The 13,226-nt window shown below is 63.3% G+C and carries 13 protein-coding genes; 6 read left to right on the forward strand and 7 right to left on the reverse strand.

Features of this window, described 5'->3' with window-relative positions; genetic code table 11:
* Positions 1-86: 86 nt before the first annotated feature.
* Positions 87-944 carry a 2-hydroxy-6-oxo-6-phenylhexa-2,4-dienoate hydrolase gene (bphD, locus tag WJ542_RS12060; protein ID WP_411189511.1) on the reverse strand — a complete coding sequence of 286 codons (858 nt, stop codon included), beginning with the start codon at positions 942-944 and terminating at the stop codon, positions 87-89.
* A 73-nt stretch (positions 945-1,017) separates the two neighbouring features.
* Positions 1,018-1,941 (reverse strand): VOC family protein, encoded by a 924-nt coding sequence (locus WJ542_RS12065; RefSeq protein ID WP_411189512.1) that lies wholly within the window; start codon positions 1,939-1,941, stop codon positions 1,018-1,020.
* Positions 1,942-2,111: 170 nt separating this feature from the next.
* Here WJ542_RS12065 and WJ542_RS12070 point away from each other — a divergent pair, with 170 nt between their 5' ends.
* The 3 genes from WJ542_RS12070 to WJ542_RS12080 all read left to right on the forward strand — a co-directional run bounded on the left by WJ542_RS12070 (position 2,112) and on the right by WJ542_RS12080 (position 4,241).
* Positions 2,112-2,858 carry a TetR/AcrR family transcriptional regulator gene (locus WJ542_RS12070; protein WP_411189513.1) on the forward strand — a complete coding sequence of 249 codons (747 nt, stop codon included), beginning with the start codon at positions 2,112-2,114 and terminating at the stop codon, positions 2,856-2,858.
* A gap of 176 nt (positions 2,859-3,034) precedes the next feature.
* Positions 3,035-3,874, forward strand: coding sequence for an HTD2 family dehydratase (locus tag WJ542_RS12075; protein ID WP_411189514.1), 840 nt, complete (start codon positions 3,035-3,037; stop codon positions 3,872-3,874).
* A gap of 46 nt (positions 3,875-3,920) precedes the next feature.
* Positions 3,921-4,241, forward strand: coding sequence for an autotransporter outer membrane beta-barrel domain-containing protein (locus WJ542_RS12080; protein ID WP_411189515.1), 321 nt, complete (start codon positions 3,921-3,923; stop codon positions 4,239-4,241).
* A gap of 141 nt (positions 4,242-4,382) precedes the next feature.
* On the opposite strand, the gene WJ542_RS12085 is transcribed toward WJ542_RS12080, so the two are convergent.
* Complete coding sequence (locus WJ542_RS12085) at positions 4,383-5,753, reverse strand: EAL domain-containing protein (protein WP_411189516.1); 1,371 nt, start codon at positions 5,751-5,753, stop codon at positions 4,383-4,385.
* Positions 5,750-6,463, reverse strand: coding sequence for an EAL domain-containing protein (locus WJ542_RS12090; RefSeq protein WP_411189517.1), 714 nt, complete (start codon positions 6,461-6,463; stop codon positions 5,750-5,752). The genes WJ542_RS12085 and WJ542_RS12090 overlap by 4 nt, the downstream gene beginning before the upstream one ends.
* A 410-nt stretch (positions 6,464-6,873) precedes the next feature.
* Here WJ542_RS12090 and WJ542_RS12095 point away from each other — a divergent pair, with 410 nt between their 5' ends.
* Together WJ542_RS12095 and WJ542_RS12100 are read left to right on the forward strand one after the other, a co-directional pair.
* Positions 6,874-7,425: a recombinase family protein gene (locus WJ542_RS12095; protein WP_411189518.1), complete on the forward strand. Its 552-nt coding sequence runs from the start codon at positions 6,874-6,876 to the stop codon at positions 7,423-7,425.
* A 209-nt stretch (positions 7,426-7,634) separates the two neighbouring features.
* Entirely contained in the window at positions 7,635-9,344 is a 1,710-nt protein-coding gene (locus WJ542_RS12100) for a dihydroxyacetone kinase family protein (RefSeq protein ID WP_411189519.1), read from the forward strand.
* Between the two features lie 7 nt (positions 9,345-9,351).
* Here the strand turns inward: WJ542_RS12100 and dbpA are convergent, their stop codons facing one another.
* The 3 genes from dbpA to WJ542_RS12115 all read right to left on the reverse strand — a co-directional run bounded on the left by dbpA (position 9,352) and on the right by WJ542_RS12115 (position 12,259).
* Positions 9,352-10,749 carry an ATP-dependent RNA helicase DbpA gene (gene dbpA, locus WJ542_RS12105; RefSeq protein WP_411189520.1) on the reverse strand — a complete coding sequence of 466 codons (1,398 nt, stop codon included), beginning with the start codon at positions 10,747-10,749 and terminating at the stop codon, positions 9,352-9,354.
* A 69-nt stretch (positions 10,750-10,818) separates the two neighbouring features.
* Positions 10,819-11,286 carry a YaiI/YqxD family protein gene (locus tag WJ542_RS12110; RefSeq protein ID WP_411189521.1) on the reverse strand — a complete coding sequence of 156 codons (468 nt, stop codon included), beginning with the start codon at positions 11,284-11,286 and terminating at the stop codon, positions 10,819-10,821.
* A gap of 76 nt (positions 11,287-11,362) precedes the next feature.
* Positions 11,363-12,259 (reverse strand): AraC family transcriptional regulator, encoded by an 897-nt coding sequence (locus tag WJ542_RS12115; RefSeq protein WP_411189522.1) that lies wholly within the window; start codon positions 12,257-12,259, stop codon positions 11,363-11,365.
* Positions 12,260-12,420: 161 nt separating this feature from the next.
* Here WJ542_RS12115 and WJ542_RS12120 point away from each other — a divergent pair, with 161 nt between their 5' ends.
* Positions 12,421-13,200, forward strand: a complete 780-nt coding sequence (locus WJ542_RS12120; protein ID WP_411189523.1) for an SDR family NAD(P)-dependent oxidoreductase — start codon at positions 12,421-12,423, stop codon at positions 13,198-13,200.
* The last annotated feature ends 26 nt before the right edge of the window (positions 13,201-13,226 follow it).

Raw genomic sequence — 13,226 nt, forward strand, 5'->3', positions numbered from 1 at the left:
TTGGACTACGTAACATATGACGAGATTGCGTCGATTCTTTCCGCTGTTCGCCGGTTGCATTCCAGTCCGGCGGCGCGCGGCGGCCCTTACCAGTCCTTCAGGAAGTCGATGACCAACTGATTGAACTCGTCGGCGTGCTCCCACTGAGCCCAGTGGCCGCACTTCGGCAGGATATGGAGCCGCGCGTCCTGCAAGGTGTTGATCATGCGTAAGCCATGGTCGAGCGGCACGAAACGGTCGTCACGTCCCCAGGTAATCAGGGTCTTGTGGAAGATTTGCGGGAAACGGGCCGAGAGATCCCACGTCGTGACCGGGCAACGCTTCGAACTCTCGACGAAATTCTTCAGATGATTCAGGTTCGATTCGATATTGCTCCAGCGTCCCTGACGCAACTCCTCGGTAATGGCTTGCGGGTCATAAACGAACACTTCGAGCATGGCCTCGAAGTTCTCGTAGGTGGGTTGCGCATACAGCTTGAACATGCGCTTGATACCCTCGCCAGGCTGCGGCTGGATGATGCTTGGACCTTGCGCGCCCGGCCCCATGAGCACCATGCGATCCATCCGGTCCGGGAACTCCAGCGCGAAGCTCAGGGCAGAGGCGCCGCCCATCGAGTTGCCGACCAGATGCACTTTCCCGATGCCGAGAGCGTCCAGCACGCCCTTGGTGGCGCGGGCGTTCAACAGGTTGCGCGGTACGTCGGTGACGATCTCGCCGGACTTGTTGAAACCCGGGCTATCGAGCAGCAGCACGCGAAATCCGGCGTTCACCAGCGCGTCGATGTTCCGATAGTAGTTGCTCCAGCCGCTGGCGCCGGGGCCGCCGCCATGCAGCATGGCGATCGCGGGGCCGCTGCCGGCGTCGTTGAAATGAATGGTGAAATGCTCGAGACCAGGTTCGTTGATCGTCACGAACTTGCTGGTGCCGGATTCAGTCGGGGTCATGCTGTCGCTCCTGTGACGGGTGGCGGGTGAGTTGTCGGCTTGATGGGCTCGACCGGGCGCGATCGGGCGAGGTTCAGTGCGCTTGCGGGGCCGGCGCATCCGGCGGCGGATTCAGCTTGTGCCCCCAGTCGCTGAGCTCGGTGTAGCGCTTGACTTCCCATGTGTCGTCGTCGACGACAACGCCGCCGGCGCCGAACTCGATCGCGAAGCCGGAAGGCGAGATCATGTAGAACGAGAACATCTGGTCGTTGGGGTGATGGCCCAGTTCCATCAGAATGGGCACCCCCGCCAGTTTGCAGCGATCGTAGGCGAGGCCGACGTCGTTGGGGTCGGTGCACTCGACCATGATGTGATGGATACGCTTGTGGACCGGGAACGGCACGTCGGCGACCGCCAGAGAATGATGACGGCCGGTACGGGCGTGGAAGAAGGTCACGTCGAGCTGAAGGCCCGGCGCGGCGTCGCCACGGATGGTGTCGCTGAGCTTCAGGCCCAGTACACGCTCGCAGAACGCCTTGGCCTCGGCGCTCTGTTTGGGCACCGTGACGAAATGCCCGGCGCCCAGACGCCCCGTACTGAATGCCCCGCGCAGCACCGACGAACGAAACGTGTTGCGGGTACGAGCCCGGTAGGCGGTGCTGTAAAACTCGTGGCGAATGCCGTCGGGATCGTGACAGACGAAAACGCGCGCCACGCGGCGCTGTTCGGCGACTTTCGGGTCCGCCTCGGCGAGGTCGATGCCCCGGCCGCGCGCCTGATCCACGAAGGCATCGAGTTCCGCGTCGGATTCGAATTCCCAGCCGGCGGCCAGAAAGTCGTCGAGATCGCTCTTGAGCAACAGGATGCGCTGCTCGTAGTCGTCCATGCGCAAGCCGAGCGATTCGCCGGGAACTCGCGTTCCGGCCTGCAGGCCCAGCACGTCGACGGCAAACCTTTCCCATGCTGCCAGGTCGGTGACCCCCAGGACCATATATCCCAGCGTTGAGACGCTTTGCATTCTCTTCTCCTGATTTCGCGATTCCGATGACCGGCGGTCCGGGATTCCGCCCCGGGTATCGTGGCCGAGCCCATAGTCCGGAAGTGTACCGATTGGTCCAAAACTGGCTACCTGGGGGAAACGTGTAATGTACCGATTGGTCCAATACAGGCCGGGCTTATACTCACGGGATGGAAAATGAACCGCAAATCGGCAATCGGCGCGGCCAACGATCTCGCCAGGAAATTCTCGACGCCGCTTCCCGTGTGATGTCGGCCTATGGCTACGCCGGCACTTCGATGTCCGCGCTGGTGGAGGCGACCGGCATTCCCAAGAGCGCGATCTACCATCACTTCGGCTCCAAAGCCGGGCTGCTCGCGGAGGTGATGGCCGGAGGCGCCCGCGGTTTTTTCGCGGCCATGCGAGAGGCTCACCGGAGTCCGCCGGCAGACGGCACTCCGCGGGAACGTTTGGGCTGGTACCTGAAAAAGACCGGCGAGGTGTTCGAGCACCGCGAGAATTTCCTGCGCCTGCTGCTCGTCATGGTCATGAGCAATGAGTCCGCCGAGCCCGAGGCCATGCAAACGGTTATCGAGGTACGCAACGAAGGGCGTGCCTACATGCGGGAGATGATCCGCAACGCGTTCAGCGGAGAAGGGGAGGACGTCGCGAAGGCCGTTGCCGAAGACCTCGCTTACTTCGGAATGCTTGGGTTCGACGGCGCTTTCGTTTCCCTGCAGTCGGGCGACAAGAGGTCGATGACCCTGCACATGGAGCAACTCACGAGCGCCCTGATCGCGCTCGGCGAGGCTCGCATGATCGCCTTTCGGAACAGGACGGAAGCGTCGCGCCGCAAGCCCGCAGCAAAGCCCTCAAAGCCATCCCGGCAACCCCAGGATGAGCGGCAGGCGCGCAAGAAAAGCGCGCTTCGGGCTTGACCCCGGCTATTCCGGATACGCCCGTTTCGTGCGTGCCGATGGCACCGGTGCTTTACACGAAGCGGCCGCCCGGCGGCATTAAGCAAAGCCGAAGGTTGCGTTCGCAAATGCGGACTTCGCGAAATCCTCGCCGAGGCGCATAGTAGGGTCCAGTCAAACCGAACGGACCCCGCACGATGCAAGACTCAGGCACGATTCAAGACTGGCTTGGCCGTACCGAAACGGTCGAGGAACGGGTGGCACCATTCCCGGCCGCGGCGTTTGCCGCCATGCTCGATCGCCCCGCGCCGCAGGCGGTCCTGCCGCCGCTTTGGCACTGGTTTCATTTTCTGCAAGCCGCGCCGCGTTCGCAGCAAGGCCCCGACGGGCATCCGCGCCGCGGCGGCTTTCTGCCTCCCGTTCCGCTGCCGCGCCGCATGTGGGCCGGTGGCCGTCTGCGCTTCCTTGCGCCCGTGAAGATCGGCGAGCGCGCGGTGCGCGAGTCGACGATTGCCGCTATCGAGGACAAGACAGGCCGCAGCGGCCGGCTCGTGTTCGTCACCGTCCAGCATTGCATTTCGATGGCGGGCGAGCTGTGCATCGAAGAGGAGCAGGACATCGTCTATCGCGAGGCGCCCGCGCCCGGCGCTCCCGCTCCAAAGCCCATCCCGGCACCCGACGGCGAACACTGGCGCCGCACGATCGAAACCGATCCTGTCCTGCTGTTCCGCTATTCCGCCCTGACTTTCAATGGGCATCGCATCCACTACGATCAGCCCTATGCGACCCGCGAAGAGGGGTATCCCGGTCTGGTCGTGCACGGGCCGTTGATCGCCACACTGCTGCTGGACCTGGCCGTGACCGAACTCGGTGGCGCCGTACCCGCGCATTTCTCGTTTCGCGCCGTGCGGCCGACTTTCGTAGGCCAGGCATTTTCCGTTTGCGGACGGCGGGACGAAGACGGCAGGACGGTCGAGCTCTGGGCCAAGGATCGCGAAGGCTGTCTGACCATGCAGGCGAGCGCGGAGTTTGCCTGAATTTGCCGGACTTTTACCTTCCAGCATCATCGATGCCGCACCCTCGGTGACGAGCGATATCGGTGCGAAGATTTCGCGCGAACTGTCGACCTCGTACGGGGTACTCGTGCCGGAGCTGCAACTGGCGTGGCGCCACGAGTACGACAACACCCGGGTGACGACCCAGGCCAGCTACGCGGCCGCTCCGCCGGGCGAGACCAGTTTCACGTCGCTTGGCGCAAGCCCGGTGGAGGACTCCGTGGTGATGAGTTTGGGCATGACCCTGTTGCGGGCGAACAACCTCAGCATGACCGCGCGCTACGAGCTCCAGGCAGGCTCGGGCTACGTGGCCCAGGCGGGCATGCTGCGTCTGCGGCAGTTGTTCTGAATCGCGGCAGTTCGCTGCGGTATCCGTCTCCAGACGCATTCCCTCCAGCGTGGAGGGAGTGCGTTTTTTAACGGGAGGCGGATCGAGCGCCGGGGGCGGGCGAATTGAGTACTTTCCGGTTCTTCGACGTTTGCGAATCTATTACGTGGGATGGGCCGTGCTAGCCGCGGGGGCGTGTTTTCCCTGCCACCAATCCAGCTTCTCGAAAAACCTCGGCAGTTGATCTGCGGAGATCGCTTTGCCGAAGAAAAATCCTTGCGCCAGCTCGATTCCTGCGCGGCCCAGGTCATGGTTCTGACCGATTCCTTCTACGCCGTCCGCAATAACAGCAACGTCGTGCTGCCGGCCCACAGCGGCTATTGCCTGAAGCGTCTGGAGACGAGCTGATTCGTCCAGCGCCATAATGTCCCGGTCTACTTTGATGAACTCGAAGCCGGCGGGCAGTGCGGAGCCGATTATGGCAGTCGGCGTCCGGACACCGGAGAGGGCAGTGCGAACTTTGTCCCGGCGCAAACGCATCACGCTGCCGAGCCTTGCGGGCAGGTCTTCAGCTTTGATCTGGAACACCAGCCGACTGGATGTGAAGGACCTGGCCCTGGTTGCGATCAGGGAGAGGCATTCTTCGTTTCCGAGACATGATGCCCACACATTGACCATCAGATACAAGTTGCGGCCTTCGGCGAGAAGGCTCAGTTCCCTCTCGGCAGTCGAGAGCATGAACGCGACGATTTTCGTTGCAGCGCGGCGATCAGCAAGTTCGTTCATAAACCACGCTTCGCCCCGAAGGCCATACGCAACGTTTTTCCACCGCAGCACCGCTTCCAGTCCTATGCATTTGCGAGTCCTCGTGTAGAAGACCGGCTGATGCTCCAGGCGGAACTCGTCGCGTTTCAATCCGCGGTTGACCGCGCGAGCGAGAATCGCACGTTCGCTGAACCAGCGAACGTAAAGAAGTGCGGTGGCGGCGCCGACTAGTGCCAGCAGAGCCAGCACGAGAACCAGGAGAAGTACGCCAAGAATCCACCGGTAGCAGGCCGCAGACATTACGGATAGCGGTTCCGCCGGCTTCGGAGCGGCGACGATATTCGCTGTTCGCCGGGCCGCGTCGTGCGGCAAGGGATTGGTTGTGGCCAATGGGGCGGACGATCTGTTCTCCTCGGGCTCATCCCCCTGTGTCTGGGCTGTTCCCGCGGCACGCTGTTCTTCGCGTGTATCGGCGAGCGCCGCTCTGGAGGTATCCAGGCTCCTGGTGTGGAACGCACAAGTCTCGCGTGGACCGTCTACGTGCACAAACTCATTCATTCCGGCATCGCCGAATCGTGCTGGCAACAGGAAGGCGCCCGCTTCGGTACATCCATGGCCGGGGAAAGCGGCCGACTCCGGGACTTCCGAACTCGCGATTCTCGTCCCCGAAGGCACCAGGGAGGAGAACGCCGCTTCGTCATCGGCATAACAGATGGCACATAGACAGCAAAGAAGACCTGCGACGAGACGCCTTGCTCCAGGTTTCATATCGATCCTGGAGTATCGGGATCATTGACGTAATAGCCTTGAATCCAGCGTACACCGGCATCCCGGACGATTCGAATATCGTCGGGTGTTTCGACGCCTTCGACGACGAGAAGCGGGGCGATACCTCGGGCCATCACGATCAGACGGTTGAACCCGGCGATGCCAAGGGTGCCCTGGCGCACACGCCGGAGCAATGAACGGTCTACCTTGACGATGTCGGTCGCACACGCGGCCGCGGACACGGCAGAAAAGCCCACGCCAAAGTCGTCAATCGCAACACGAACGCCCAGTCTTCTCAAACGCCGGACAAACGTGCACCCATCAATCGGCAGGATCGGCGCCGATTCAGTGATTTCCACCACCAGGCGAGCTGCGGCCTCGGGGTTGTTTTCCAGTTCAAGGAAAACCTCCTGCCACCAGTGATCGTCCTGCGTACTTTGCGCCGAAATGTTACAGCCGAGCCTTGCGCCGGGTGTGGCCTTGATCGCCTCAAGCGTGTGGCGCACGACGTAACAATCGAACTGCCGCATCAGCGAAAGCCTTTCCAGAGCGGGAATGAATCTGCCGGGCAGAAGAACCGCGTCGGCGACCTTCATCCGCACCAGCGCCTCGCGATACAGGACCTCTGTCGGGGCGTCGACTGCGCAAATGACCTCATGGCGGAAAAACAGCCGATCGTCCGAGATGGCGCGGCAAACCTCGCGGGCCATTTTCCAATCGGGGGACTCGGGCGTTAGTGCCTTGCAGCCGGGCGCCACAGCAGGCCCGGTATGGCTCACGCCCCCCACAGTCTCACTTTTGATCACTGACATCTCGGCCCCGACGGACGGCAAAAGCACACGGTCGCTCGCTGCGTTGCAAACAGCTTTTTACAATTCCTTTCAGGTGCCAGCCAGACTCCGTGGCACAAAATTGGTCCTTTTTGCCAATATCGTTAGACGAATAGGGGATCATGGCGGGGCGGCCGAAGGCCAAGACCTGAGCCATGGAAGTTGCCGGGAGACAGAAAGGACCGTTTTTGTCAACTGATTGGTGCTGGCATTGCCGGGAAAGCAATACAACATTGCCGCTTCATTCACCAACAGTCAGGCAGAGGGCCCCTTCTTTTCCCGGAAAACACATGAAAATTGGTTATGCACGCGTTTCCACGCACGAACAAAGCCTTGCACTACAGCTCGATGCATTGCGTGCGGCGGGGTGCAACAAGTTCTTCACGGATCACGGCGTATCAGGCGCGGAGTTCTGCCGCCCCGGGCTGGACGCCGCACTGTCCGAGGCCAAAGAGGGCGACACGCTTGTCGTGTGGCGGCTGGACAGACTCGGGAGGTCTCTGAGCAAGCTGGTCGATCTCATTACCTATCTTGAGCGGCGAGGTATCGAGTTCGTATCGTTGAACGAATCCATTAATACGAGTTCGTCCGGCGGCGTACTCATCTTCCGCATGATGGCCGCGCTCGCCGAGTTTGAGAGGAACCTGATCAGCGAGCGAACCCGCGCAGGCATAGCGGCCGCCCGCGCAAGAGGCAGCAAGCTTGGGAGACGGCGGGCGCTTTCGCCGGAGCAGCGATCGCAGGCGCTGGAACTGCTTCGCCACCAGTCTGCGGCAGAGGTAGCCAACCAGTTCAATGTTCATCCGCGAACAATGTTGCGCCTGAAGGCCGCCGGTGCGTAACAAGCTGTGGCAAGAGAAATTTCGATAATTTGTATTATGTAAAATAAAGAAAACTGGATAGCCGAAAACCTGGCACCTCAATCGATGCGTCTTGCGGCGCGACATCTTCTGCGCCGCAAACACCTGACTAGCAATCGAGCGGCACCCGGGCCTCGAAGTTCAGCAAGCGATTACACTCACCTCGTACCCAACCGCCGGTAACGCCCCCCATGAAGAAACTCGTCAACAATCCGTCGAACGTCGTTCGGGAAATGCTCGAGGGCATTGCCAGGCAGGCCCCGGACACCGCTATCCTGGGTGACGAAAATGTCCTCGTTCGTCGGGATCTGCCCCAGGTCTCCAGTCGACCTGTCGCTGTCATCTCGGGCGGCGGCAGCGGCCACGAACCCGCGCACGCGGGATATGTCGGGGCCGGCATGCTGAGCGCCGCGGTGTGCGGCCAGGTTTTCACCTCGCCGTCCACCGACGAAGTTCTCGCCGCCATCCTCGCGACCGCGGGCCCGGCCGGCGCCCTCCTGATCGTCAAGAACTATACGGGGGACCGGCTCAACTTCGGCCTGGCCGCCGAACTCGCACGCGCCGAAGGGATTCCCGTCGAAGTGGTGATCGTGGCCGACGACGTTTCGCTGCGTCGACACACCGCGCGCGATCGCCGTCGCGGAATCGCGGGAACGGTACTCGTGCACAAAGTGGCCGGCGCTGCCGCGGAACAGGGGCGCTCGCTCGATCAGGTAGCGTCTGCCGCGCGCGCCGCTGCGGCCAACCTCGGGTCGATGGGCGTGGCGCTGGACGGCTGCACGATGCCCGGCGTGGAAAAATCCAGCTTCACGCTGGCCGATGACGAAATCGAGCTGGGTCTCGGCATTCACGGAGAAAAAGGCGTCGAGCGAACCGCGCCCCGGCCGGCCGACGAACTTACCCGGATCCTGCTCTCGAATATTCTGGAGGATATGGCGCTCGCGGCAGGAGAACGTGTAGCACTACTCGTGAACGGTCTCGGCGCAACGCCGCAGATGGAACTGGACATCGTCCTGCGCGCCGCCTGGGAAGCGCTGACCGGCAAGGGTATCGCCGTCGAGCGCGCATGGTCGGGCACCCTGCTCTCGGCGCTGAACATGCCCGGTTGCTCCGTTTCCGTCCTGCGCGTCGATAACGACCGTCTCGCGTTGCTGGACGCGCCGACGCGGGCCCGCGCGTGGCCGCGAGGGGGCGCCGTCAACGCCCACATCCGGATGGACTCGCCAGTCGCGAGCGCTGGCGAAACTTCGCCGCTCCTCGACGAGAACGCCCAGGCATGGATCCCCCGCCTCAAGCCGGCCCTGACCGCCGTCGCTCACGCCTTGATTGCCGACGAACCGCGACTCACCGAACTGGATTCACTGGCCGGCGACGGCGATCTGGGCATCAGCATGAAGCGCGCCGCGGACGCCCTCCTTGCCCTCCCCGACCAGGCGTTCGCCAACCCGGCGGGCGCGCTCGCTGCTTTGGGCGGGGCGCTACGCCGAGCCATCGCAGGCAGCTCCGGTCCTTTCTACGCCACGGCGCTGCTCCGCGCGTCACGGCGCCTTGCGGGCATGTCCGAGCCGACCGCCCACGACTGGGCGGAAGCCTTCAGTGCTGCCGTTGCGGCCATCGGCGAACTCGGCGGTGCAAAGGCAGGCGACAGAACGATGCTGGACGCGCTCATTCCCGCTGCCGATACGTTCGCGCAGGAACTGCGATCGGGCAACCCCGCGGCCGTCGCCTTTTCAAGGGCTGTCTCGTCCGCAAAGCGCGGCGCCGAAGCGACCTCCACGATGAAACCGCGGGCGGGCCGCGCGAGCTATCTGGGCGATCGCGCGATGGGCTCACCCGACGGCGGGGCTGTCGCCGTGGCCTGCTGGCTCAGCGCGATTCAACCCCACGTCGCGGCATCATGAATGCCGGCTATTCGTCCATCATCCGGACCTTGACCTTCTTGCCCTTGACCTTCCCCGCGCCGAGCCTGCGCAACGCCTCGTGCGCAATGCCGCGATCAACAGCCACGTAAGTCGAAAAGTCGGTCACGTTGATCTTGCCGATCTGTGAAGCGCTGAAGCCCGCGTCGCCCGTCAGCGCCCCCAGCACGTCGCCTGGGCGAATTTTTTCCTTGCGTCCGCCGAGAATCTGCAGCGTTTCCATCGGCGGCAACAGGGGCGCGTGGCTGGCGGCCGTCAGATCGGCCAGCTTGTGCCATTCGACGTCCTGTTTCTGCGCCTGCTCGATGCTGCCGACCCGCCCCATCTCGTCCATGCTGGCGAGGCTCAACGCCCAGCCGTCCTGATCCGCGCGGCCCGTGCGTCCGATGCGGTGCACATGCACATCCGGATCGGGCGTCACGTCGACGTTGATCACGGCTTCGAGTTGCGCGATGTCGAGGCCCCGGGCGGCCACGTCGGTCGCAACGAGGACCGAGCAGCTACGGTTCGCGAACCGGATCAGCACCTGATCGCGCGCGCGCTGCTCCAGTTCGCCATGCAGCGCCAGCGCGTGAAAACCCTGCGCGCGCAACACGTCGAGCAGATCGCGGCACTGCTGCTTCGTATTGCAGAACGCCAGCGTGCTCACCGGACGATAGTGATTCAGCAGCATGCCCACTGCGTGCAGCCGCTCGTCCTCGGCCACTTCGTAAAAGCGCTGCCGGATCTTGCTGCTGTCGTGACGCTCTTCGAGCTTGATTTCCTTCGGATTGCGCAGGAATTGCCGGCTCAGCCGCGCGATTCCCTCCGGGTAGGTGGCCGAGAACAGCAAGGTCTGGCGCTCCTTGGGGCATTGATCCACGACCGTGGCGATATCGTCGAAGAAGCCCATGTCGAGCATTCGGTCCGCTTCGTCGAGCACGAGCGTATTCAGTGCGCCGACGTCGAGGTTGCCGCGCGCCAGGTGGTCCATGATACGGCCCGGTGTGCCGACGACGACATGGGCGCCGTGCTCGAGGCTCGCGGTTTGAGGGGCCATGGGCGTGCCGCCGCACAGCGTCAGCACCTTGATGTTCTGCTCCGCGCGCGCGAGGCGGCGAATTTCCTGCGCCGCCTGATCGGCCAGTTCTCGCGTGGGACAGAGCACCAGCGTCTGAACGGCGAAACGCTGCACATCGAGGCGTGCGAGCAACGCGAGAGAAAACGCCGCTGTCTTGCCGCTGCCGGTCTTCGCCTGGGCAATCAGGTCGTGCCCTTCCAGCGCCACGGGCAGGCTTGCCGCCTGGATCGGCGTCATGGCCGTATAGCCGAGCTGGGCCAGATTGGCGAGCATGGCGGGGGCAAGCGGAAGCTCGCTAAAGGAGCGGTCAAGGTTTTTTTCTGACATTTCTGGGTGTTCCATCTATTGAGCGGCGCGCTGCCGCCGCGAGCGTCGTGACCGGAATGGCCGGGACGATCAATCGTTACCGCGAGGCGGCTTGCCGTAACGCGCAAGGAATCGGTCGAGCTGGCCCGCAAATGCCTTGCTGTCGCGCGTACTGAAGGGGGCTGGCCCCCCCGTATCGATGCCGGTGCTGCGCAGTTGATCCATCATGTCACGCACCGTCAAGCGTTCCTGAATATTTTCGCGCGTGAACCAGTTGCCGCGCGGGTCGAGTGCGTGCGCCCCCTTGTCGAGCACCGCGGCGGCAAGCGGGATGTCGGCTGTGATCACCAGGTCGCCCGATGCGGCCAGTTCGACGATACGGGCGTCTGCCGCGTCGAAACCGGCCGGCACCTGAATGGACGTGATGAAGGGAGACGGCGGCGTGCGCAAATACTGGTTCGCGACCAGCGTCACCCGCACTTCCGCCCGTCGCGCGGCCCGGAACAACATTTCCTTGATGACCACGGGAGAAGCGTCGGCATCGACCAGCACTTGCATGGGGGCAATTCCGCCAGGTTAAAACAGAATGATATCAAGACGTCGCGGAATGGCGTCCAGGCACTCTCGACGACCGTTATGCCGCGTCGAGCATCGCCTTCAGGCGCTTCGAGTCCCGTTTGGGCGGCGTGCCGAACATGCGCGCATATTCCCGGCTGAATTGGGAAGCGCTCTCGTAACCCACCTCGAACGCCGCCGCCTCGACACTGGCGGAACGGGATAGCAGCAGCCTGCGGGCTTCGAGAAGACGAAGCTGCTTTTGATACTGCAGCGGCGTCAGCGAGGTCAACGCCTTGAACTGGCGATGAAAGGCCGATGCGCTCAGTCGGGCCAGCGCCGCGAGTTCTTCGATGCGAACCGGCTGCGCGAAACGCTCGCGCAAGAAATGCATGGCGCGCATGACGCGCTGCGACGGGCTGTCCGCCAGGGCCATCTTCGCAACTTCGCCGCCATGCGGACCGGACAACAGCCAATAGCCGATCTCGCGCATGACCATGGGCGCGAGCGTGGGAATCGCCTTGGGCGTGTCCAGCAAGCGGACCATGCGCAGCGCGCAATCGGCAAGCGGCCCGTCGAAGTCCGTCACGAACACCCCGCGCGGCGTCTCGCCGACGGCCCTGGGCACGGTTTCCATCTCCTCGGCAACGGTGCGGATCATCGCCAGATCGAGTTCGATCATGAGCACGAGGCAAGGCTTGTCCGGGCTGGCTTCGAACACCCGGCCGAGCGAAGGCGTCTCCACGCCGACCACGAGCGCCTGACCCGCCCGGTATTCGAGTTGCTGTCCGCCGAAGCTCGCCCATTTGGCCCCTTGGGCAACGATACACAGGGCGGGCTGCGCAACCCGATGGACGGGCGGCCTGGGATGATCGGTGCGAAGAATGCAGACCCCGTCGATCGCCGTCATATAAGGGCTCGTGCCGGGCTGGCGCTCCGTATAGCGCAAGATTGCTTCCGATAACGATTTCAACATGTTCGATCGCCCTTTCGTATGGCATTCATGCCATGCATTCAACCCGGTCAGGATAGTTTGCCACAGCAGGATCAGGCAAGAACGAGGCGAGTTTCGGCATTCGAATCCGCACCCCTGCGACCGTATGATCGGGTCGATCCCAACGCCGAAAGGAGCGCGACATGTCGTCAACCGTCAATCAACCCGTCCCCGCGAGAATTGCCATCGTCACCGGCGGCAGTCGAGGTATCGGGCGCGATACCGTGCTGCGGCTCGCCGCGCGCGGCGTTCGCACGATACTCACCTATCGCTCGAACCGTGCGGAAGCCGAAAAGGTCGCGGCGCTTGCCGCAGCGGCCGGCGCGCCGGCCGCTGCCCTTCAGCTCGATATGGGCAATGCCGGCAGCTTCGGCGCCTTCGTCGAGGCGGTGCGGGAAGCGCTGGCGGGAATGGGCGCCGAACGCTTCGATTATCTCGTGAACAACGCCGGCGCCTCGTCCGCGGCCAGTTTTGTGGAGGGAAGCGAAGCCGAACTCGACGCGCAGTTTGCCGTCCACTTCAAAGGACCGTTCCTGCTGACACAGAAGCTCCTCCCCCTCATCAACAACGGCGGGCGGATCGTCAACGTCTCGTCGGGTCTCGCCCGATTCGCCTTTCCCGGTCGTGCCATCTACGGCCCGATGAAGGCGGCGGTCGAAGCGTTGACCCGCTACATGGCGCTGGAACTCGGGCCGCGCCGCATCGCGGTCAACGTTGTCGCGCCCGGCGCCATCGCAACCGACTTCAGCGGCGGCATGGTGCGCGACAACCCGGAGGTGAACAAGGCCGTGGCCTCGCACACCGCACTCGGCCGTGCCGGCTTGCCCGAGGATGTAGGCCCCGTCATCGCAGGTTTGCTGTCCGATGCGTTCGGTTGGGTCAACGCCCAGCGCATCGAAGTGGCGGGCGGTATTCACATTTAAGCCGACCCGCAATTCGCCTCGACCTC

Origin of the sequence: Paraburkholderia yinzeri (genome assembly GCF_046581065.1) — a bacterium.
Lineage (GTDB): Bacteria > Pseudomonadota > Gammaproteobacteria > Burkholderiales > Burkholderiaceae > Paraburkholderia.